Origin of the sequence: Streptomyces sp. CWNU-52B, from assembly GCF_047444975.1 — a bacterium.
Lineage (GTDB): Bacteria > Actinomycetota > Actinomycetes > Streptomycetales > Streptomycetaceae > Streptomyces.
Genome location: NZ_JBLFJV010000006.1, coordinates 276,794 through 299,092, shown reverse-complemented (window position 1 = coordinate 299,092; position 22,299 = coordinate 276,794). Strand labels below are relative to the sequence as shown.

General features: G+C 71.8%; 13 protein-coding genes. 4 read left to right on the top strand and 9 right to left on the bottom strand.

Annotated elements, in window-relative coordinates:
- Positions 1-141 precede the first annotated feature (141 nt).
- The 4 genes from ACLVWQ_RS08730 (at position 142) to ACLVWQ_RS08715 (ending at position 7,357) form a co-directional block, all read left to right on the top strand.
- On the top strand, positions 142-831 hold the full coding sequence (locus ACLVWQ_RS08730; RefSeq protein WP_414107652.1) for a spermidine synthase: 690 nt from the start codon (positions 142-144) through the stop codon (positions 829-831).
- Positions 832-943: 112 nt separating this feature from the next.
- Positions 944-1,681: a response regulator transcription factor gene (locus ACLVWQ_RS08725; RefSeq protein WP_055509869.1), complete on the top strand. Its 738-nt coding sequence runs from the start codon at positions 944-946 to the stop codon at positions 1,679-1,681.
- 485 nt (positions 1,682-2,166) lie between these two features.
- Positions 2,167-3,216: an ATP-binding protein gene (locus tag ACLVWQ_RS08720; protein ID WP_414107828.1), complete on the top strand. Its 1,050-nt coding sequence runs from the start codon at positions 2,167-2,169 to the stop codon at positions 3,214-3,216.
- Between the two features lie 286 nt (positions 3,217-3,502).
- Entirely contained in the window at positions 3,503-7,357 is a 3,855-nt protein-coding gene (locus ACLVWQ_RS08715) for a multifunctional oxoglutarate decarboxylase/oxoglutarate dehydrogenase thiamine pyrophosphate-binding subunit/dihydrolipoyllysine-residue succinyltransferase subunit (protein ID WP_414107651.1), read from the top strand.
- Between the two features lie 96 nt (positions 7,358-7,453).
- On the opposite strand, the gene fxsT (ACLVWQ_RS08710) is transcribed toward ACLVWQ_RS08715, so the two are convergent.
- The 9 genes from fxsT (ACLVWQ_RS08710) to fxsA all read right to left on the bottom strand — a co-directional run bounded on the left by fxsT (ACLVWQ_RS08710) (position 7,454) and on the right by fxsA (position 22,040).
- Positions 7,454-10,936 carry an FxSxx-COOH system tetratricopeptide repeat protein gene (gene fxsT / locus ACLVWQ_RS08710; protein WP_414107650.1) on the bottom strand — a complete coding sequence of 1,161 codons (3,483 nt, stop codon included), beginning with the start codon at positions 10,934-10,936 and terminating at the stop codon, positions 7,454-7,456.
- On the bottom strand, positions 10,933-12,252 hold the full coding sequence (locus ACLVWQ_RS08705) for a CHAT domain-containing protein (protein ID WP_414107649.1): 1,320 nt from the start codon (positions 12,250-12,252) through the stop codon (positions 10,933-10,935). The genes fxsT (ACLVWQ_RS08710) and ACLVWQ_RS08705 overlap by 4 nt, the downstream gene beginning before the upstream one ends.
- A complete protein-coding gene (locus ACLVWQ_RS08700; protein ID WP_414107648.1) occupies positions 12,242-14,194 on the bottom strand; it encodes a magnesium chelatase in 1,953 nt (650 codons plus the stop codon). Before ACLVWQ_RS08700 ends, ACLVWQ_RS08705 begins: the two co-directional genes overlap by 11 nt.
- Before the next feature lie 8 nt (positions 14,195-14,202).
- The gene (locus ACLVWQ_RS08695; RefSeq protein ID WP_414107647.1) at positions 14,203-15,147 is read right to left on the bottom strand and encodes an AAA family ATPase; all 945 of its coding nucleotides are present in this window, start codon (positions 15,145-15,147) and stop codon (positions 14,203-14,205) included.
- Positions 15,144-15,551: a CU044_2847 family protein gene (locus ACLVWQ_RS08690; protein ID WP_414107646.1), complete on the bottom strand. Its 408-nt coding sequence runs from the start codon at positions 15,549-15,551 to the stop codon at positions 15,144-15,146. The genes ACLVWQ_RS08695 and ACLVWQ_RS08690 overlap by 4 nt, the downstream gene beginning before the upstream one ends.
- 106 nt (positions 15,552-15,657) lie before the next feature.
- Entirely contained in the window at positions 15,658-18,675 is a 3,018-nt protein-coding gene (fxsT, locus tag ACLVWQ_RS08685) for an FxSxx-COOH system tetratricopeptide repeat protein (RefSeq protein WP_414107645.1), read from the bottom strand.
- 219 nt (positions 18,676-18,894) lie between these two features.
- Entirely contained in the window at positions 18,895-20,412 is a 1,518-nt protein-coding gene (locus ACLVWQ_RS08680; RefSeq protein ID WP_414107644.1) for an aKG-HExxH-type peptide beta-hydroxylase, read from the bottom strand.
- Positions 20,409-21,620, bottom strand: coding sequence for an FxsB family cyclophane-forming radical SAM/SPASM peptide maturase (locus ACLVWQ_RS08675; RefSeq protein WP_414107643.1), 1,212 nt, complete (start codon positions 21,618-21,620; stop codon positions 20,409-20,411). Before ACLVWQ_RS08675 ends, ACLVWQ_RS08680 begins: the two co-directional genes overlap by 4 nt.
- A gap of 243 nt (positions 21,621-21,863) precedes the next feature.
- On the bottom strand, positions 21,864-22,040 hold the full coding sequence (gene fxsA / locus ACLVWQ_RS08670; RefSeq protein WP_414107642.1) for an FxSxx-COOH cyclophane-containing RiPP peptide: 177 nt from the start codon (positions 22,038-22,040) through the stop codon (positions 21,864-21,866).
- Between the last annotated feature and the right edge of the window lie 259 nt (positions 22,041-22,299).

Here is a 22,299-nt window from a genome sequence, read left to right as displayed (position 1 = left end):
TGAGCTATGTCGACTCAATGCACGTGAGCCCTTGATTGTTCCCCCCGCGCTGTTCGCTGTGAGCGATCGTCTCCACAGCCGGGCGGCCGGGCGCGGCTCAAATCCGCTGCCCGGTCAGGGCGAACTTGCCAGGATGGGGCCATGACCACCCCGTACGACGCTGCTCACGGCCTCCCCGAAGTCCTCGACCGCCGCGAAGGCCCGTACGGCGAGGTCGTGCTGCGCCGGCACGGCCGACTGCTGCAGATCATCGCCAACGGCTGCTTCCTCATGGACACCTCCGACGGCCGCTCGGAACGGCGGCTGGTCGACGCCGCCCTGGGCGCGCTGGACGGCAGGACGGGCCCGCGGGTCCTGATCGGCGGCCTCGGTGTCGGCTTCTCCCTCGCCCACGCGGCGGCCGAGCCGCGCTGGGGCCGTATCGCGGTCGTCGAGCGGGAGCGGGCGATCATCGACTGGCACCGGTCGGGGCCGCTCGCGGAGCTGTCGGCCCACGCGCTGACCGACCCGCGCACGGAGGTCGTCGAGGTCGATCTCGTCACGTACGTCAATGAGACATCCGACACGTACGACGTACTCTGCCTCGACATCGACAACGGCCCCGAGTGGACCGTCACGGAGGGCAACGGGAGCCTGTACTCGCAGGCCGGACTCGCCGCGTGCGCACGGGTGTTGACACCTGGGGGGGTACTGGCCGTTTGGTCGGCCAAACCTTCGCCTGATTTCGCAAGAACCTTGCGGAATGCCGGGTTCCAACGGGTGCGTACCGAAGAGATCCCCGTTGCCCGGGGCGTTCCGGACGCGGTGCATCTCGCGGTAAGACCTGGATAGCCGAGCGGCGGTCACTGCCCGTACCCTGCTGCTCTGACGCGGATCATTCAAGCGTCAAGCGCAGTCATGGGATCACCCCACTGGTTCCGGAAAGCACACTCAGGGGCGGGCGATGGAGCAGACACACACCTCGCACAACGGCACGGCGGCCACGCCGGGCGCTCAGCGCCGGGTGCTGGTGGTCGAGGACGATCCGACGATCGTCGACGCCATCGCCGCCCGACTGCGCGCCGAGGGATTCCTCGTGCAAACAGCGGGTGACGGGCCGGCCGCCGTGGACACGGCCGAGGCATGGCAGCCAGACCTGCTCATCCTCGACATCATGCTGCCGGGCTTCGACGGCCTGGAGGTCTGCCGACGGGTGCAGGCGGCCCGTCCGGTGCCGGTGATGATGCTCACCGCCCGCGACGACGAGACGGACATGCTGGTCGGGCTCGGCGTCGGCGCCGACGACTACATGACCAAGCCGTTCTCGATGCGTGAGCTGGCCGCGCGCGTGCACGTGCTGTTGCGCAGGGTGGAGCGGGCCGCGCTGGCCGCGTCCACACCGCGCTCCGGCATCCTGCGCCTCGGCGAGCTGGAGATCGACCACGCACAGCGGCGGGTACGGGTGCGCTCCGAGGACGTGCACCTCACGCCCACCGAGTTCGACCTGCTGGTCTGCCTGGCGAACACGCCGCGCGCGGTCCTCTCGCGCGAGCAGCTGCTGGCCGAGGTCTGGGACTGGGCCGACGCCTCGGGCACCCGGACCGTGGACAGCCACATCAAGGCGCTGCGCCGGAAGATCGGCGCCGAGCGGATCCGTACGGTGCACGGCGTGGGCTACGCGCTGGAGACCCCGACGCCCTAGAGTCGGGCACCCTGATCGAGGGGGCGGATGTGATGCGAGGTCTCGGCGTACTGCGCAAGGGCGTCAAGGCGGGCGCGGGGCTGCTCACCGGAGCGGGTCCGGGCCACAGGCCGGGCTCCGGTTCGGCTCCCGAGCCGGCTTCCGGTCCCGGGACCGACCCCGGTACGCCCCCCGGTACAACCCCTGGTCCGCCTTACGGGCCGGGCGCCGAGCCGAGTTCCGGGTCCGCTTCGACCGCCGGAGCGGCTTACAGGCCGGGCTCCGGCACCGCACCCGGGGACGAGGTCCCCGCTTCCGGCCCGACGGCCACCGGCGTCGGCCACGGTCCCGGTCCTGTTACGCCCCCGAGCCCCGGTCCGAGCGCCGCACCCGGCGCCGCCACCCGGGTCACCGGAGTCACCGGCGGTCCCGCCTCCGGCGCGGGCCCTGGGACAGGCTCCGGCCCCGGAGGGTCGGGCTCCTGGGGTGACGTACGGCCCTTCTCGATCAAGACGAAACTCGGCACGCTCGTCGTCGTCTCGGTCTTCATCACCACCGGTCTGCTGATGATCGCGGTGCGCACCGAGACGGAGCTGCGCTTCATCACGGTCTTCTCGATGATCGCGACGCTGCTGATCACCCAGTTCGTGGCGCACTCCATCACCGCCCCGCTCGACGAGATGAACACCGTCGCGCGCGGCATCTCGCACGGCGACTACACGCGCCGGGTCAAGGGCGCCGACCGCCGCGACGAGCTGGGCGACCTGGCCCAGACGATCAACCGCATGGCGGACGACCTGGAGGCCCAGGAGCGGCAGCGCAAGGAGCTCGTGGCGAACGTCTCGCACGAGCTGCGCACCCCCATCGCGGGCCTGCGGGCCGTCCTGGAGAACGTGGTGGACGGTGTCTCGGCCGCCGACCCCGAGACCATGCGTACGGCCCTGAAGCAGACCGAGCGGCTCGGCCGGCTGGTGGAGACGCTCCTTGACCTCTCCCGCCTGGACAACGGCGTCGTACCGCTGCGCAAGCGCCGCTTCGAGGTGTGGCCGTACCTGTCCGGTGTGCTGAAGGAGGCCAACATGGTGGCCTCCGCGCGCGCGGGCATCGCCTCGGGGTCCGGCAGCCACACCCGTACGGACGTCCACCTGCACCTCGACGTGTCACCGCCCGAGCTGACCGCGCACGCGGACCCGGAGCGGATCCACCAGGTCGTCGCCAACCTCATCGACAACGCGGTCAAGCACAGCCCGCCGCACGGCCGCGTCACGGTGAAGGCCCGCCGCGGGGACGGCCCCGAGTCCCTGGACCTCGAAGTCCTGGACGAGGGACCGGGCATTCCGCGCTCGGAGTGGCACCGTGTCTTCGAGAGGTTCAACCGCGGCGGGGTCGTCGCGCCGCACGGTCCGGGCAGCGACGGCGGCACCGGTCTGGGCCTCGCGATCGCCCGCTGGGCGGTCGATCTGCACGGTGGCCGGATCGGCGTGGCCGAATCCCAGCGAGGCTGCCGGATCCTGGTCACCCTTCCGGGAGTGCCTTCGCTGGACAGGTTGACGTAGGGTTCGAAGCGAGAGCCCAAGATCCACGTGATGGGGCAGCAGGACACGTGTCATCGTGCGTTTCCAGGCACGGAGGCTCGGCCTTTCGGGGTCGCAGTCTTGAGTAGGCGCGTCCGCTTCACATCGGAACCTCGCTTGTTTCCCGCCATTTCTATCGCCGAAACACGATTTTCGATGTGACTTACGCGACGATGACCAGGCCCGGACTGACCTACGCGGTCCAGGGGGCGTAGCCTTTATTCCCGCTGTCCATCACCTTGTGAAGCGGAAGAGGGCGGTTGCCGCCGTGTCGCCACAGTCCCCCAGTAACTCATCGAGCGTCTCGACCGAGGACCAAGCCGGGAAGAACCCTGCCGCAGCGTTCGGTCCCAACGAGTGGCTCGTCGACGAGATCTATCAGCAGTACCTCCAGGACCCGAATTCGGTAGACCGAGCCTGGTGGGACTTCTTCGCCGACTACAAGCCAGGCGGTGTCGCCGCCTCGGTTCCGGCAGGTGCCGCGGCCGCGGGGGCCGCGGGAACCACCGCCGCCCCATCGGTCGCCCCGGCGGCTCCGGCCGCCCCCGCCGCGTCCCCGGCCCCGGCTCAGGCCGCGCCGGCCCCGGTCAAGGCCGCTCCGCCGGCACCCGCCGCACCTGCGGCCGCGAAGCCCGCGGCCGCCGCACCGGCCAAGGCGCAGGCCGCGGCTCCGGCCGCCGCGCCCGCGAAGCCCGCAGCGGCCAAGCCGGCCGCCGCCAAGGCCGCCCCGGCGTCCGGGGCCACCGCGTCCTCGGACGGGCCCCAGTACGTGACGCTGCGCGGCCCGAGCGCCGCGGTCGCGAAGAACATGAACGCCTCCATCGAGGTCCCCACGGCGACGTCCGTGCGCGCGGTCCCGGTGAAGCTGCTCTTCGACAACCGCATCGTCATCAACAACCACCTGAAGCGTGCCCGGGGCGGGAAGATCTCCTTCACCCACCTCATCGGCTACGCGATGGTGCAGGCCATCAAGGCCATGCCGTCGATGAACTACTCCTTCGTGGAGAAGGACGGCAAGCCGACCCTGGTCAAGCCGGAGCACATCAACTTCGGCCTCGCCATCGACCTGGTGAAGCCCAACGGCGACCGCCAGCTGGTCGTCGCGGGCATCAAGAAGGCCGAGACGCTGAACTTCTTCGAGTTCTGGCAGGCCTACGAGGACATCGTCCGCCGGGCCCGCGAGGGCAAGCTGACGATGGACGACTTCTCGGGCGTCACGGTCTCCCTGACCAACCCGGGCGGCCTCGGCACCGTCCACTCGGTGCCGCGTCTGATGCCCGGACAGTCGGTCATCATGGGCGTCGGCTCGATGGACTACCCGGCGGAGTTCCAGGGCACGTCCCAGGACACCCTGAACAAGCTCGGCATCGCGAAGGTCATGACGCTCACGTCGACCTACGACCACCGGGTCATCCAGGGCGCCGCGTCCGGCGAGTTCCTGCGCGTCGTCGCGAACTACCTCCTCGGCGAGAACGGCTTCTACGACGAGATCTTCGAGGCCCTGCGCATTCCGTACGAGCCGGTCCGCTGGCTCAAGGACATCGACGCCTCGCACGACGACGACGTCACGAAGGCCGCCCGCGTCTTCGAGCTGATCCACTCCTACCGGGTCCGCGGCCACGTCATGGCCGACACCGACCCGCTGGAGTACCGCCAGCGCAAGCACCCCGACCTGGACATCACCGAGCACGGGCTCACCCTGTGGGACCTGGAGCGCGAGTTCGCGGTCGGCGGTTTCGCGGGCAAGTCCCTGATGAAGCTGCGCGACATCCTCGGTGTGCTGCGCGACTCGTACTGCCGCACCACGGGCGTCGAGTTCATGCACATCCAGGACCCGAAGCAGCGCAAGTGGATCCAGGACCGCATCGAGCGCCCGCACAGCAAGCCGGAGCGCGAGGAGCAGCTGCGCATCCTGCGGCGGCTGAACGCGGCGGAAGCCTTCGAAACGTTCCTGCAGACGAAGTACGTCGGCCAGAAGCGCTTCTCCCTGGAGGGCGGCGAGTCCGTCATCCCGCTGCTCGACGCGGTGCTCGACTCCGCCGCCGAGTCGCGTCTGGACGAGGTCGTCATCGGCATGGCCCACCGCGGCCGGCTGAACGTCCTGGCGAACATCGTCGGCAAGTCGTACGCGCAGATCTTCCGGGAGTTCGAGGGCAATCTCGACCCGAAGTCGATGCACGGCTCCGGCGACGTCAAGTACCACCTGGGCGCCGAGGGCGTCTTCACGGGTCTGGACGGCGAGCAGATCAAGGTCTCGCTGGCCGCCAACCCCTCGCACCTGGAGGCGGTCGACCCGATCCTGGAGGGCATCGCCCGCGCCAAGCAGGACATCATCAACAAGGGCGGCACGGACTTCACGGTCCTGCCCGTCGCCCTGCACGGTGACGCGGCCTTCGCGGGCCAGGGCGTGGTGGCCGAGACCCTGAACATGTCGCAGCTGCGGGGCTACCGCACCGGCGGCACGGTCCACGTGGTCATCAACAACCAGGTCGGCTTCACCGCGGCACCGGAGTCCTCGCGTTCGTCCATGTACGCCACCGACGTGGCCCGCATGATCGAGGCCCCGATCTTCCACGTGAACGGCGACGACCCGGAGGCCGTGGTGCGGGTCGCGCGCCTCGCCTTCGAGTTCCGCCAGGCGTTCAACAAGGACGTGGTGATCGACCTCATCTGCTACCGCCGCCGCGGTCACAACGAGTCCGACAACCCGGCCTTCACCCAGCCGCTGATGTACGACCTGATCGACAAGAAGCGTTCGGTGCGCAAGCTCTACACCGAGTCGCTGATCGGCCGGGGCGACATCACGCTGGAAGAGGCCGAGCAGGCCCTTCAGGACTACCAGGGCCAGCTGGAGAAGGTCTTCACGGAGGTCCGTGAGGCGACGTCCGCCTCGTCCGAGGCCCATGTCCCGGACGTGCAGCCCGAGTTCCCGGTGGCGGTCACCACGGCCGTCTCCCAGGAGGTCGTCAAGCGGATCGCCGAGTCCCAGGTCAACATCCCCGAGCGCGTCACCATCCACCCGCGTCTGCTGCCCCAGCTGCAGCGCCGCGCGTCGATGGTCGAGGACGGCACGATCGACTGGGGCATGGGCGAGACGCTCGCGATCGGCTCCCTGCTCCTGGAGGGCACCCCGGTGCGCCTCTCGGGCCAGGACTCCAGGCGGGGCACGTTCGGCCAGCGCCACGCGGTCCTCATCGACCGGGAGACGGCCGAGGACTTCACCCCGCTGCAGTACCTCTCGGAGGACCAGGCCCGCTACAACTGCTACGACTCGCTGCTCAGCGAGTACGCGGCGATGGGCTTCGAGTACGGCTACTCGCTGGCGCGTCCCGAGTCCCTCGTGATGTGGGAGGCGCAGTTCGGCGACTTCGTCAACGGCGCCCAGACGGTGGTGGACGAGTTCATCTCGTCGGCGGAGCAGAAGTGGGGCCAGACGTCCGGCGTCACGCTGCTCCTCCCGCACGGCTACGAGGGCCAGGGCCCGGACCACTCGTCCGCCCGCCCGGAGCGCTTCCTCCAGATGTGCGCGCAGAACAACATGACGGTCGCCATGCCGACGCTCCCGTCGAACTACTTCCACCTCCTGCGGTGGCAGGTGCACAACCCGCACCACAAGCCGCTGGTGGTCTTCACCCCGAAGTCGATGCTCCGGCTGAAGGCGGCCGCGTCGAAGGCGGAGGAGTTCACGACGGGCGGCTTCCGTCCGGTCATCGGTGACTTCTCGGTCGACCCGGCGGCGGTGAAGAAGGTCGTCTTCACGGCGGGCAAGGTCTACTACGACCTCGACGCCGAGCGGAAGAAGCGCGGCATCACGGACACGGCCGTCATCCGCATCGAGCGCCTGTACCCGCTCCCGGGTGCCGAGCTCCAGGCGGAGATCGCCAAGTACCCGAACGCCGAGAAGTACCTGTGGGCCCAGGAGGAGCCGGCGAACCAGGGAGCGTGGCCGTTCATCGCGCTCAACCTGATCGACCACCTGGACCTGGCGGTCGGCGCGGACGTCCCCCACGGGGAGCGGCTGCGGCGCATCTCGCGTCCGGCGGGCTCGTCCCCCGCGGTGGGCTCCGCCAAGCGCCACCAGGCCGAGCAGGAGCAGCTCGTGCGGGACGTGTTCGACGCGTAGCCCGGACGGACACGGAGTACCACGCCTCTGTGCGGGTGGGGCCCGGTCGTGAGCGCTGTACGGCTCACGACCGGGCCCTTCGTGTTGTTCCCCCGGTCAGCTCGTGTGGGGTTCGAAGTTCCAGTAGAGGCGTGCCCGGTCCCCGGGCGCCGGCGTGTGCTCGTCCCGCAGCGCCGACAGGTCGGTGTCGAGGGCCCGGCGGGCAACCCGCGCCAGCGGATGGCCCCGGCCCAGGATCCGGCCGGCGCGCTCCACCGTGTCCCGGCTCAGCTCGGCGGCCCCCTCGACGCGGCCGGTGAGGTGCCGCGCCATCGCGGCGTTGACGGCGCAGCCGAGCGCCCAGGGGTGGTCGGGCCCGACGGCACGCGTCATGTCGGCCAGGGCCCGCTCGGCGAGATCGCGGGCCTGGGTCCGTTCGCCGACCGCGCGCAGGATGAGCGCCTGGTTGCTCCGTACTCCGGCGACGAACGGATGGGCAGGCCCGAGCAGCCGCAGATAGCGGGCGACGACCCGCTCGCTGAGCGCGTGGGCCTGGTCGATGTCGGCGTGCTCCCGCATGAAGCAGCTGTGCGCGACGGCGAACAACAGGGTGAACGAGTTGCGCTTGCCGCGGACCCGTTCGCTCTTGGCCCGTACGGTGTCGAAGAGTTCTCCCGCCTCTTCGCGGTCGCCCGTGCGGTACAGGCACTGGGCCAGGTTGTAGTCGGCCTGCAGGGTCTGGGGGTGATCGTTTCCCAGGGCGTCCTTGTGCCGGGCCACACTGCGCGCCTGCAGGTCCAGGGCCTCCTCGTAGCGGCCGAGGAGCCGCAGGTCGGTCGCACACCACATCTCGCTGTACAGCGTCCAGACATGGCGCGGCCCCAGGACGTCCCTGCGGCTGTCGAGCACGCGCCGGCCGATCTCCAGAGCCTCCTCGTAGCGGCCGAGCAGCCTGAGCGAGGACGCCTTGTTGTTCTGCGCCGCGAGGGTCCAGGGGTCCTGGTCGCCGGAGAGTGCCGCGTATCCGTCGCAGACCTCCTGCGACAGCCTCAGCGACTCCTCGTAGCGCCCCAGTTCGCGCAGGTCGGCGGCGAGACTGCTGACCGCGCGCAGATACCGCTCGTCGCGGGCGCCGCCCTTCGCGCGGTGTTCCTCGACGGCCGCCCGGCTCACCGCTTCGCTGTCCTCGTAGGCGCCCATGCTGCGCAGCAGGTTGGCGTAGTGGTGGCCGAGGTCCCACAGCAGGTCGGCGTGCTCGTCCTGGCGCCCCTGCCAGGCCGCCAGGGCCCGCTCGGCGAACCGCACGCCGGTGGCGTACTCGCCCGAGAGGTAGAGATAGCGGAGGCAGTTGAGGACGAGCCGCTGGGTGGGCGGGTCGATGGACGAGAGCAGGTCCGCGTGCTCCAGGTGCGGGACGAGTTCGGCGTACCGGTGCCACAGGGAGGCACGGCTGGGGTCGTCCGGGTCGGAGACGACGAGCACGTACCTCGCCGCCTCGGCGCAGCTCTCGTACTCCTGGGGGGTCATGTCGTGCCGGACCGTCCGGTGGACCATCCGGTGCAGGGAGAGGAACTCGCTCGACGGGTCCTGCGGCGGGTGCTCGACATGGACCACCGAGTACTTCCGCAGCTGCTCCACGGCGCGGTCCCAGGTCGCGTCGTCGCCCAGCAGGTGCGCCACGGCGGGCGGCAGTCCTTCGGCGGGTGCCCCCCTCAGCAGCCGCACGGGCACCGCGTCGGGGGCGAAGAACGTGCACAGCCTGAGCAGCCGCACGGACTCCGGCGAGGTGGTACGGAACTTGTCGAGCAGGATCGCCCAGGCGGTACGGAAGGTCATCGGGAAGTCCGCCGACACCTGGACCAGGGCGTCCCGGTCCACGTCTCCCGTCAGGAGTTCCCTGAGGTACTCCGCCACGGGCATGCCGGACTCCTCCAGCCAGCCCGCGGTCTGGTCGAGGAGCAGCGGCAGGTCCTCCAGCGCCTCGGCCAGCTGCCAGGAGTCCTCCTCGGTCAGCCGGGGCGCGCGGCGCCGGATGAACGCCATCGACTCCGCACGGTCGTAGCCGGAGACCTCCACGAGCGCGCCGGGCACGGGGTTCCAGTCCGGGTTGCAGGAGGTGATGAGGACGTGCCCGGTGCCCGTCGGCAGGAGGTCCCTGATCTCGTCCGGTTCGTCGGCGCCGTCCACGACGAGCAGCCAGCGCGGGTAGGGCTCGCCCTGCGCCAGCGCGTCCCGGACGGCCCGCAGCCGCTCGCCGTACTGGAGCCCCGTCGGCAGTCCCAGGGCCGGGGCCAGCTCCGCCAGGCCCTGCCGGAACGCCGCCCTGTTGCCCGCGTGCACCCACCACACCACGTGGTATCCGGAGGCGAAGCGGTAGGCGTACTCGGCGGCCAGCTGGGTCTTCCCGACGCCCGACATGCCGTACAGGATGATCCGGCTCTCGCGCTGGAGCCCTTCGTAGACCGTGTTCAGCAGCGGTACGCGGCCGGTGAAGCGGTCGTTGCGCTCAGGCACCCGGCCCCAGACGCGCAGGGTGTGCACCGGGAAGGGCGGGCCCGGCCGGGTGTCCTTCGGCTGTTCCGCAAGCGGCTCCGACGGCAGGTCCAGCCGGTCCAGGAAGCGGCGCTCCGCCTCCTCGGCGCCCACGTCGTGCAGGGTGACCGCGTCGAGCACGGCCGCTGCCGCAGGGGGCGGGACGGAGGGCGCCACCGTCACCGCCGCGATCCGCCGCAGGTTCGGTGCGACGACCCGGTGCAGGGCCTGGCTCCACTCCTGGGCCGTATGGGCGTCCAGCCGGAAGTACTGGTCGCTGAGGAGCAGCAGGACGGGTCCCGGGGCCAGCAGGAGGTCACGGAGCGATTCCTCGACCGACGCGCCGGACGGCGGGTCCCACCGCTGGTGCACGACACGGTGACCGCGCAGTTCCAGGTGGTGGCCGATCCAGACGGCCCAGGCCCGGTGGACCCCGGCGAAGCTGAGGGTCACGGTCTGCCGTCCGGTCCGCAGCCGCCGTGGTGGGCTGCGCCGCGGGACCAGCTCCGGCAGACCGCCGTCCGGGGCCTGCCGGCCCGACGTGCGGTGGTCCACGGCCCGCCGCTCCGCGTCCCCCGGCAGGTCGCCGAGGCGTTCCGGCGTCCGGGGGGTGAGCACGTGGTCGGCGGTGGCGGCCCGCTGGCGCATGACCTCCGCGAGGCGCGCGGCGGGTGCGCTGCCGGACACGCGTTCCCGGATCTCGGAGTGCAGTTCCGCCTTGCGGACCGGCACGCCCCACTGGTTGTTGACCGTCAGCCACAGCGACGCGTGGCCGGTCGCGCGTCCGGTCGACACCCGGAAGTGGGCGGGGCCGTACGTGCCGCCGAACCGGTGCAGGACGACGCTCGGTTCGTCGAGCGCGGTGCAGACGAAGTAGGGGGAGCCGTCGAGGGTGACGGTGAAGGTGAACTCCTCGTCCGGGTAGGGCCAGCTCCCGGCGGTGTCCTCGTCCTCGGGGAGGGGACCTCGCAGGTCGACGGTGACCAGGTACTCGCACTCCGTCTCGGCGGTCCGCGGCCAGGCCACGACGGGTTCGATCAGGAGGGTGTGGTCGTCGAGGTTCGTCACGGACTCCCTCCCCAGGCGTTGTGCCCTTTCTCGGTCATGAGTCGCAGTGTGGTGAGCGGATGTCCGTAGTACTGGAAGGCGAAGGCGTACAGCAACCTCATGACGCGCTTTTGACCGACTTCGTCCACCTGACCGTCATCGTTGCGCGTTGTCGGGATGGCCGCCAGAGGGCCGAAGTCCCGGAGGGCGCCCGCCCGGAAGGCCCGCAGCGTCTCGGGGACCGGGTGGTCGGGACGGCCGGTCACCTCGCGCACCAGGCGCCGGATCAGTACGCGCGCCTCGTGGTCGCCGACCTCCCCCGCGGTGACGATGCAGCCGCTCGCGCCTTTGCGCAGGAAGAGTTCGGCGAATCCGCGCAGGACGTTCTCGCCCTGGCTCCGGTTGTCCACGAAGCGTCCCGAGTGGCACGCGTTGAGGCACACGATGGAGCGGTCCCTGTTCAGGACGTGCATGGCCTGGCCGTTGTACTCGGCCCAGGTGCGCTGCGCCAGCGTGAGGCGCATGACGGCGTCGCCGTAGGTGCCGTGGCAGCCCATGTAGACGAGGCCGGTGGGGTCCTCCTGCTCCGTGGCGTCGAGCGCCCGCAGGAAGGACGTCATCTCGGGATGCGTGCGGTGGACGTACGGCGCGAAGATGTGCGAGTCGTCCGCCATGTCCTCGTGGAGGTAGGCCAGGACGTTGCCCCGGCACTCGCCGGTGGCGCGCGGCAGCCCCTGGCTGCCCTCGTGCACGGTGGTCCAGCGGGTCAGGACCAGCAGGGCGCCCAGGAGGCCGCCCGGCAGGCCGTGTTCATGGTCCGGTGGCACCCAGAACGCCTCCCACGGCAGTTCGTACCCCGTGTCGTCCCACACGATGAGGCGCAGCACGTCGCCGTGCCGGGCGCGCGCCCGGTTGATCCAGTCGGCCAGTTCGCCCTGGTTGCCCGACCAGTGCTGGATCCCGCGCAGGATCTCGGAGGGGAACTCGCCGCTCGGGGCGAGGTTGCCGAGTCCCACGGCGGGGGCCGTGAGCCGGGTCGGCCCGGCCGCGCAGGCGACCTTGAGGTCGCCGCACCAGCCCTGGAAGCGGTAGCCGTCCTGTCCGCCGACCCCGGCCGCCCGGAACACCCGCAGCAGCGCGTACCCCTCCTCCAGGCGTTCGTGGAGCCTGGCCTCGACCCGGCCCGTCCCGGTCGGGCCCTCCTGGGGACGCAGCAGGTGGAGCAGCGCGGGCAGTTCCTGGCGGATGGCCGTCTTGGGGCGGGGCAGGGGCGCCCGGCGGATCACGTTGCCCGCTCCCGTCAGCCAGCGGGGGCCGCGCTGCGGCTCACCACTCACCGCTGTCTCCTCCTCCGTCCACGTCCGGGCCCCCGCCTCGTCCGTCGATCACGATGCCGCCCAGCGTCTCCGCCAGGGTGAACGGCAGGGTCCCGTACGGCTCGCGGCCCGCGTCCACCACGACGACGTGCAGCCGGGTCCGGTCCATGGCTCGGATGTCCGCCGCGGCGAGCAGCGCGTCCTCCACGCCCGCCGCTCCGACCGGGCCGGTCAGCCGCCCGGTGTGGCTGGCCCGCAGCGGGATGTTGCCGCGGCCGTCCGTGATCACGACCAGCCAGGCCTCGGCCAGGCCGCTGCCGTGCTGCCGGAAGGCCCGGCGCAGGGCACGCGCCGCCTGTTCGATGCCGTGGGCCAGCGGGCTGGCGCGGCCCGCCGGCCGGTACAGCGCCGCGAGGAGCCGCTGGTCGCGGACGCTGCGCAGGGCGAAGGACTCCGCCCGCCGCTCGTCCGCCGTCCGCGCGCCGCCCACTTCCACCACGTGGACGGCGGCCCGCGCGGTGTAGGCCCACTGCAGGTACGGGTCGAGGGTGTCCTGCCAGTCCCAGTCCCAGCCGCCCCGGCACGTGTGGTCGAGGACCAGCACGAGCATGTGCTCCGGCGCTCCGGTCCGGACGTAGCCGTGCAGATCGGTGGCCGAGACGGTGAAGCGGTCGGCTCGGCGTACCCGCTGCCGTACGGCCGCCTCGCGCACGGTGCGCACGTAGGCGAGGTCGTTCAGGTCCCTGGCTCGCCGCGAGCCGATGACCACTCCGCGCTGGGAGTTGGTTCCCGCCGTCCGCTGCCACGGGCTGCGCAGCGGGGCGAAGTCGCGCAGCACGTCGGCGCGGTCCTCGGGGTAGGGGGTGGCCGGGGTGGCGGGGGCGCCGCCGGGCGCGCTGCCGATGCCTTCGGCCGGCTCGGTCTCCAGGAGTGTCTGTCCGGCTTCCGCGCGGCGGCGTTCGGCCTGGTCGCCCGGACCGCGCCGGGCGGCGTCACGGCGCGGACTCGGAGCGACGCGTGGCGGCGGCGGTGCGGGTTCCGCCGTGTCCGGAGCCGGTTCGAAGGCCCGGGGTGTCTCGACGACGGTGAGCCCCATCAGCCGGGCTGCCGCGTCGCAGTGTGCGGCTGTCGCCGTGTGCTCGCCCTCCAGTGCGGCGAGGGCACGGGCGAGCCGGGCGAGGGCGAGCTGTCTGCGGACCCCCGTGTCCGGGCCCAGGAGGCGGCCGACGCGGGTGACGGCCTCGTCGGTGACGGTGACGGCCGGGGCGCCGGTGCCGTCCACGGCGCGGGCGGCGGCGTCGAGCCAGGCCGGCGGAAAGGCGGCGAGCAGCCGCTCGGGTCCGAAGGTCCGCAGGTCACCGACGGGCAGCCGGATCGCGAACCGGTCGAGCAGGTGGTTGCTGAGCCGGCCCGCCTCGGCCGAACCGCAGGCGGCCAGCCAGCGGGCCCGGGGCCTGGCCTCCTGGCGCAGTCCCGCCTGTTCGACCACGGCCACGTCGGCGCCCAGCAGTTGGACGGCTCCGCGCATTCCGGCGACGCTGAGCCGGCACAGGTCCGGTACGACGACCACGGGCGGCACCGCTCCCGGCCGGTCGTCCGCCTGGATGAGCGGGCCCGGTTCCACGCGGAACGCGATGCCGTCGGTCTCCTGCCGCAGGACGGGCCGGGTCCACAGGTCCTCGTCCCTGCTGGTGGCGCCCAGCATGACCAGGGGGGCGGCCGGCTGCCGGGGCCCGGCCAGGATCCGGCCGAAGAGCCGGGCCACCGGATCGAGCAGCTGGGGCTCCAGGTCGAACAGCAGCACGCTGCCCAGAGCGGGGTCGACCGCGGCGCAGACGAGCGCCCGGCACAGGCGCAGCGCGAGATCCGGCGGCTCCTCCCGCGGTGCGCGGGACACACCGGGATCCGGTACGGCGCCGGCGTCGGCGCCCGGGACGACGTCGCTCGGAGGTTCCTCGGACATGGCGTGGCTCAGCCCGCGTCGAAGAGGTCCCTGACACGGGCCTCGTCGTCCGGGGTCCAGTCGAAGGCGCCGCCGTGGGCGGTCTCCGGCCTGCGGTGCCGGAACGCCATCGGCATGACCCGGTGGAGATGGCCGGGCTCCACGCCGTCCGCGTCCTCCAGGGCGGCGAGCGCGCGGGCCGCCAGGGTCGCGACGATCTCGCCGCGCTGTCCGACGGCCTCCACCCGCTGGGCCACCTGGGCGCACAGCTGGACCACCTCGTCCGGCACCTTCATCGTGGCCACCCGGCTCCTGGCGCGCTCCAGCAGGTCACGGGTCGCGGAGTTGTCCCGCTCGGCGTCCTCCAGCCAGGGCGACTGCTCCTTCTCGTGCTCCTCCTCGAAGGTGAGCACCGTCTTGATCGTCCGATGCCGGGTGTCGGTGTCCTGCTGCTGCGCGGTGACCATGAGCCCGAAGCGGTCCAGCAACTGCGGCCGCAGCCAGCCCTCTTCGGGGTTCATCGTGCCCACCAGGCCGAAGGAGACGTGCTTGGCGGTGGCGAGCCCTTCGCGCTGCACGGACAGCACCCCGGTGGAGACGACGTCGAGGATGACGTTGACGAGGTGGTCGTCGAGCAGGTTGACCTCGTCGATGTAGAGGAGCCCCTTCTCCGCCGCCTCTTCGAGCAGTCCCGGCTGGGGGCGGGCCTCGCCGCGCATCAGCGCCTCCAGCTCCCAGCCGCCGACCACCCGGTCGTCGGTGGCGTTGATGGGGAGGGTGACGGGCAGTTCCGCGTGTGCCATCAGGGCGAAGGCGCGCACCAGGGTGGACTTGGCGGTGCCCCGGGCCCCGGCCATCAGGACACCGCCGATGCGCGGTGCCACGTAGTTCAGTTCCAGTGCCAGCTTGAGGTCGTTCTGCCCCACCACGCGGCTGTAGGGAAGGATGCGTATGGCTCCGGTCGTACGGCTCACGAGTCGGTTCCCCCTCCGCTGTCCGGCGACGTCCCGGTCTCGGGGGCGGTCCGCCACCGGAACGTGACCTGCAGCTGTGCCTCGGCCTTGCTGGTGACCAGCGCCGCCATGCCCGCGTCGATCTTGATCGACAACTGCATCTCGATCTCGTCGGGGCGCAGGTCGTCGGTGAGTTCACCGAACCGGCTGACGGCCTGCGCGGCGCATCGTCTGGCCAGCTCCAGCCCGTCCGTGTACGCGTCATGGGCCACCGCGACGACCCGCTGGGTGGCCCGCCCCCTGACCTTCACGTCACCGTAGACAGCGCCGAGGCCGTCGTCGGTGCCCTGATCCCGGTCCGTCTCGATCTGGACGGGGATCGGCCCGTCCGCGCCCTCCGGCACGGGCCCCACCAGAATCACCACACGTCCCCCCGGTTCAACTCTCCGGATTTCTGCGGCTGTTGGACGGGAACTGGCTTCATTCCCCGGTGCGCTCGAAGGTATACGTCGGCGAGCCCACTTCCCCGGCTCAGGTGGTGTGCGGCTCGAAGTCCCAGAAGGGCCGTCTGCGGGAACGGGCCGACACGACCTGGGGATGCTGGGAGCCGAACGTGGCGGTCAGGTCCGTCAGTGCCTCCTGCTCGATCTTGTCGGCCTGCTGGCTGCTCCTGAGTCCCCGCAGGTCGTCCGCGAGGGCGACCCGCGCGCAGAGCGTCAGCGGATGGGTGCGCCCCAGGGCCGCGGTGGCCCTGGACGCGGTGGCCTGGCTGAGCTCGGCGGCCCCGTCGAAGTTGCCCATGGTCCTGCGCACGGCGGAGACGTTGACGGCACAGCCCAGTGTCCAGGGGTGGTCCCTGCCCACGGCCGCCGTCAGGCCCGCCAGCGCCTGCTCGGCGAGTTCGTGGGCCTGCTCGCGTTCACCCACGTCGTGGAGGATCAGCGCGTGGTTCGCCCGGGATCCCGCGATGTAGGGGTGGCCCTCGGGGAGCATCACCTCGTAGCGGGCGATCACGGACTCGCTGGCGGCGCGCGCCTCGTCGATGTCACCGTCGCGACGGGCGAAACAGCTGTGCCCGGTGGTGATGATCAATGTGTAGGGGTGGGTCTCCCCCAGGACACGCTCACTGCGTTCCCGCAGGTCGGCGAGGAGCGCCACGCCCTGGCGCCGGTCGTTGCCGCCGTACACGCACAGCGCCAGGTTGTGCTCGGCGGCAATGGTCTCGTGATGGTCCGGCCCGACGGCCTTCCGCAGTTCACGTACGTTCTCCCGCTGGATCGATCCAGCTCTCTTGTACTGGCCCAGCAGGCGGAGGTCCGTCGCGTAGGACCTCTCGGAGGACAGCGGGTCCACGTGCCCCTCGCCCAGGAGCGCTCGTCGCTCCTCCAGTGTGCGCCGGTCGCGTTCCAGCGCCTCCTCGTACCGGCCGAGGAGCCTCAGGGAGACCGCCAGGTTGTTCTCGGCGCGCAGGGTCACCACGGAACCCTCGCTCAGCGAACTGCGGCACGCCGAGACGAGCCACTCGGAGAGCTCCAGTGACTCCTCGTACCGGCCGAGCGCGCGCAGGTCCGCCGCCAGTCCGTTCACCGCGCGCAGGTGCGCCAGCGAATCGGCGCCCTGCTCGCCCCTCAGGTACTCGACGGCCGCGCGCGCGACCGCCTCCGAGCGCTGGTAGTCGCCCACCGCACGCAGCAGGTTGGCGTAGTCGTGGGCCACTTCCCAGACCCTCGGGTGGTTCTCGCCGAGCAGCGCGCGCCAGGCCTCCATGGCACGCTCGCCGAGTTCCAGGCCGGCCGCGTGCTCACCCGAGCTGTACATGTAGCGCAGGCTGTTGAGGACGAGGCGCTGCACTCCGCGGTCCTCGCTGCTCAGCACGTCCGCGTGTTCCAGATGGGGAACGAGCTGGGCGTAGCCGTCCCAGGACCTGGGGTTGTCCGGACTGCCGGGATCGGCCGACACCAGGGCCCGCCGCACCACGTCGGTGAAGAGCTCACGGTCGTCGTCCGGCATGTTCTGGCGGACGATCTGGTGGACCATCCGGTGCAGGTAGAAGGGCTCGTCCGAGGCTGCGGTCTCGTCGGGGTCGGCCGTCTGGAACTCCTCGGGGATGACGGAGTAGCGCCGCAGCTGTTTGACCGCCTTCCCCCACAGCTGCGGGTCGTCCAGCAGGGCGGCGACGCGCTCGGGCAGCCGGTCGGTCGGCATCTGCCGGAGCAGGCTCACGGGGATGAGGCCGGGCGCGAAGAACGTGCACAGCCGCAGCAGGTCGACCGATTCCGGAACCGCCTCGTACAGCTTGCCGAGCAGTATCGACCAGGCCTGTTGGAAGGGCATCGGGAAATCGGGGGACACCCTCACCACGTTCTGGTCCATTCTCCCCTTCAACAGGTCGATGTACCGCGCCACCGACATGTCCGAGTCGTTCAGCCAGCCGGCCGTCTGGTCCAGCACCAGCGGCAGGTCCTCCAGCGCCTCGGCGAGCTGTCCCGCCTCGGCCATGGTCAGCCGCGGGGCACGGCGGCGCACGAAGGCCACCGACTCCGCCCGGTCGTAGACGGGCACTTCCAGCAGTCTGCTGTTGTGCTCCCGCCACTGCGGGTTGCGCGAGGTGATCAGGACGTGGCCCGTACCGGTCGGCACGAGGTTCGAGATCTGCTCCGGCTCGTCGGCGCCGTCCAGGACCAACAGCCATTTCGCGTAGGGCTCGCCCCGGCGCAGCGAGGTACGCACCGCGCGCAGCCGCTCGCCGTAGTCGGCGCCGGTGGACAGCCCCAGTTTCGGCGCGAGTTCGGCCAGGGTCCGCCGGTAGACGGCCCGTTTCTCGGCGCGCACCCACCAGACCACGTCGTACTCCAGGCGGAACCGGTACACGAACTCGGCGGCCAGCTGGGTCTTGCCCACTCCCGGCATGCCGTGGAAGGTCACGACCCCGGCGCCCGGCTCGGCGTCCTGCAGCAGTTGGTACGCCTCGTTCAGCAGCTCTTCGCGCCCGGTGAAGCGGGTGTTGCGGCGCGGGACCGTCGGCCCCCAGACCTCTGGCGTGGCGGTCGGGAAGCGCGGCACCCGTCGTGCGCCGATCTGAGGTTCCGACACGGGGCGGTCGAGCAGATCGAGCCGGTCGAGCACCCGTCGTTCGGCTTCCTCGGCGCCCATCAACGTGAGGTCCGTTGCGGCGAGCACGGCGGTCGCCGTCGGCACCGGCTGTGTGGTCACCAGGACCGCGGCGAACCGCTCCGGATCGGGGGCCACCACCTCGCGCAGTGCGGCGTTCCACTCCTCGTGCGTCCTCGGCCCGAGCTGGAAGTACCACTCACTGACGACGATGAGGATGCGTCCACGGGCGAGTTTCAGGTCCCGTAACTGGTCCGCCAGCGGGACCTCCGAAGGGCCCACCCACCGCTGGTACACGACATGCTGCCCGCGGCGCTCGAGCACATGGCCGATCCAGGCCGCCCAGGCCCGGTTGTAACCGGCGAAGCTGATCGTGACGGCTTCTTCCTCGCGGACACGCCTGCCGGGCGGTCCGACCGGCGCACGGCTTCCGGACATGCATCGGCCTCCCCCGCGTTTCAAAACGCGTGAAGTCTAGTGGAGTCCGGACGCGTACGGGAATGACCAACAGCGGCTAGTCCGACGCCAGTTGACAACTCCAGCAGTCTCACTCGCACACTTTCGAGAAAATTGCCCCGCACACGTCGTCTCATGGGTAATTTTTCAGCGATCTTGACTTGTCAGCACCCGTCACACCCTGCTGAACACACCTCCCTCTCACCCGTTCGGAGGGCGTACGGAAGCGAGCCAGCGCTCCCGGGCGGCATTCACCGCCGCCTCCGCACCGATCCGTACGCCCCGAGGAGGCGGATGCTCACTCATCCGCTCGCATTCCTCGGCCAGTCGCTCCACCAGCCGGTGCCCCGACGGCGTGAGGCTGCCGGCCCGCGCGATCACCGGCAGCGTCGTTCCGACCTGGGCCCGATAGCGCGCGTGTTCCCGCCACGCCGCGTCCCGCTGCCCCGGCCGGGCGCCGGGGTCCAGTGCGCAGCGCTGGAAGAAGTCCGCCAGCGCCACATGGCTGTAGACACCCTGCAGAAGCCCGTCGTACGGCCTGGGGTCCGGCCGCCACGGCGCGAAGTACCGTTCCTGCGGGCCCTCGCGGTGCAACACGACCATGTCGCTGAGGGCCGCGAGCTTGGCGTGCTGCACCTCGTGCACGAGGGTCGCCGCGAACGTGGCCGCGGTGGGCGGGGTGCTGCTGAGCACCGCGCCGAAGGCCTCCCGCCGGGTCCCGCTGCAGCTCCCCGGTGCCCGGCCGTGCTCCCCGGAGGCGGCCGGCGCGACCAGCGGCACCAGACAGCGCAGGAGGGCGGCGACCTCCGCCACCCGGTGCTCACCGCCGAGCCGGAGCACCGGGAGCACCCCCGACCAGGAGTGGAACCACCGCTCCCGGTCGGCCCCGTCGAGGGTCGCGGGGCCGCTCAGCCCCTGGTGCCGGAAGCCGCCGTTCACCATGCGGTAGGGGTCGAGGTCGTCCAGGGGTACGGGAGCGGAGCCGGGCAGCAGACCCGGCAGGCTGTACGCCGGGATCCAGCAGCCGGCCCGGGAGTACGTGGCCGCGCTGACCCCGCGAACGGTGCCCGGGTGGCCCGCCTCGTGCACCACGACATCGGCGTGGCCGGGCCGGCGCAGCGTCGTACGGCCGCCGCGGTGGACGACGTCGACGGTTCCCGCGGCTCCCTCGCCGGACCCGGGCGTCCGCAGCGCCCCCAGCGACGGCAGGCCCAGCGTGTCCTCGCCCGCTGTCAGCCGTACGGAGAAGGACACCCCCGCCCGCGCCGCGGACGCCGCGGCCAGCGCGCCGAAGTGGGCGAGACCGCGGCGCACGGTGTCGGCCCGCTGCCGGAGCGCCGTGGGGGAGGCCGCTCCCGTGCCGAGCGCGCGCAGGCAGTCGCGGGCCCACGGGCCGACGAGCGGGTACAGGATCCGGGCGTGGGCGGGCGAGCTGCGGACGGCGCCCTCCGCGCCGGGCACCGCGGTGTCCGCCCCGCCCGCCCGGTCCGCCTCCTCCAGCAACGACCAGTCCTCCCGCAGCCGTTCACGCAGCGCCTGCGGGCACACCTGCGGGTCGGCCGCCTCGACGGCGTCCAGGACCGCGCGGAGCAGGAGCAGGCGCCGCGCGTGCTGGTCCCTCGCCAGAGCGGCCAGGGTGTCGGGTCCGCCCGCTGTGCGGCCCAGTTCGGTGAGGGCCTGCTCGGTCAGGGCCCGCTCTGTCAGCGCCGACGGGATCACGGGCTGTCTCCTCGGTGAACGGCCGGTCCGGTCAGGGTCCGGCCCGCGTCCGCCGCCTGCGCCAGCCGGCCGGCCACATGCCGGATGAAGCGCTGCAGGTCGGCGCAGTAGACGGAGGGATTGGCGAACCCCTCTCCGGCGCGGTAGCGGTGGGCGTAGTGGCCTCCCCCGCACACCGTCAGCAGGGGGCAGGCCCGGCAGCGGGCGCCCAACGCCGCGGCACCCGCCTGCCTGGCCGCGACGCCGGGATGGCGCAGCGCCTCGTCGAAGCCGTGCCGGAAGACGTCGAGGCCCGTCCGGGCGGCGCCGTCGAAGGCCGACTTGAGCGAGTCGACCTGCTCGATGCTTCCGTCGGTCTCCACGACGACGGCGTCGAAGGGGGCCAGGCCCAGCGACTCGGTGGCCGCGGGAAGTCCCATCAGCAGGGCGATGCACTCCTCGAAGAGACGTACCCGGACCTCCCTGCGCCGCCCGCGCCACCAGCGGTCGAAGACCGCGCACAGCCAGTCGCCGTACGGCGTCCGCGCCGAACCCGGTCCGGTGTCCGGCCCCGGCCCGATGTGGGGCGGTGGAGCCGACCAGTTCCCGTGCGGCAGCAACAGGTCGACGGCCGGCGGGCGCAGGGCCAGCAGGGACTCGTAGACGGCCACGGGGTCGGTGTCCGGGTCGATCACCGTCAGCACTCCGGCGTAGGCCTGCGGGAAGCGGTCGGCCATCAGACTCGCGCCACGTACCGCGGCGGGCCAGGAGGGACGGCCGGCGCGGTCGACGCGTCGGGCGTTGTGCGCGGGAAGGCCTCCGTCGAGGCTGATGCCGACGCGTACGCCGTGCCGGGCGAGCGCGCCGACACGGTCCCCGGTCAGGAGGGTGGCGTTGGTCTGGACCGTCGCGTGCACCGTGCAGGCCGCAGGGACGCTCCGGCGTACGCGCGTGGTGAATCGGGTGAGCGTGTCCGCCCCCGCGAGGAGGGGCTCACCGCCGTGCAGGACGAGGGAGAGGTCGGTCAGTCCGTGCGCCGCCGCGTGCTCGGCGATGCGGTACGCGGCACGCTCCAGCACCTCGGGAGGTGTGGCGGCGGGCCGGTCCCGCCAGGTGCTGTCGGGGCCCTCGTAGAGATAGCAGTAGCGGCAGGCGAGGTTGCACCTGCCGTGCACCTTCACGATGAACTGCCGGAAGGGAGCGTTCGGGACGCCTGCCTGTGCGGGCATCACCTGACTGTCCACCGCACCACCCCCAAGCTGTCGGGTCCTTGTCCCGTGTCCCTCTCCGGCACGCCCCGCGCGTCGGACCGCCCACCGCCCCGCCCTCCGACCGTCCGCAGGGCCATTCCCGGCACCTTCTCCACCGCAAACGCGACCCGGCCGAACCTGTCCGGTTCGACCGGGTGACCGACCGGAACCGACGGTGCCCAGGCGCGAGGGCCATGCCTGTCCCGGCCTCCTCCCCCGGCCTCAAAAGGCGTTGTTGAACCCCCACAACATCTCGCTCGGCTGCTCCGCCCTCTCCCGGAGCTCCGCCAGCACCTCGGCGAGCACGGGGTGGTCGATCGTCCTCAGCTCCGCGAGCCCCATCGCGAGAAGGTCCGGAAGCGGCTCCCCGGCCTCCTGCTCGTCGTCCCGTACGCCCATCCCCTGACTCCCTCCCTCCGGCCCACGGCGTCACACCGTGGCCGGCGACGGCGGCCGGGCCGCCTTCGCCGCCCCACCGGTCCGCGGATCGCGCGTGTCGTGTGCGAGCGCACCCCCGTCCCGTAGGGCATACCCCGTCAGCCGTGCGCCTGCGCACCCGACAGGGCGGCGGGCATCCGGAGCCGGTGTGCGCCCGGAGCGCGGACGCGCTCCGCCTATCCTGCTCTACAGCCTTTCAGCGAGAACGACGGAGCACCAC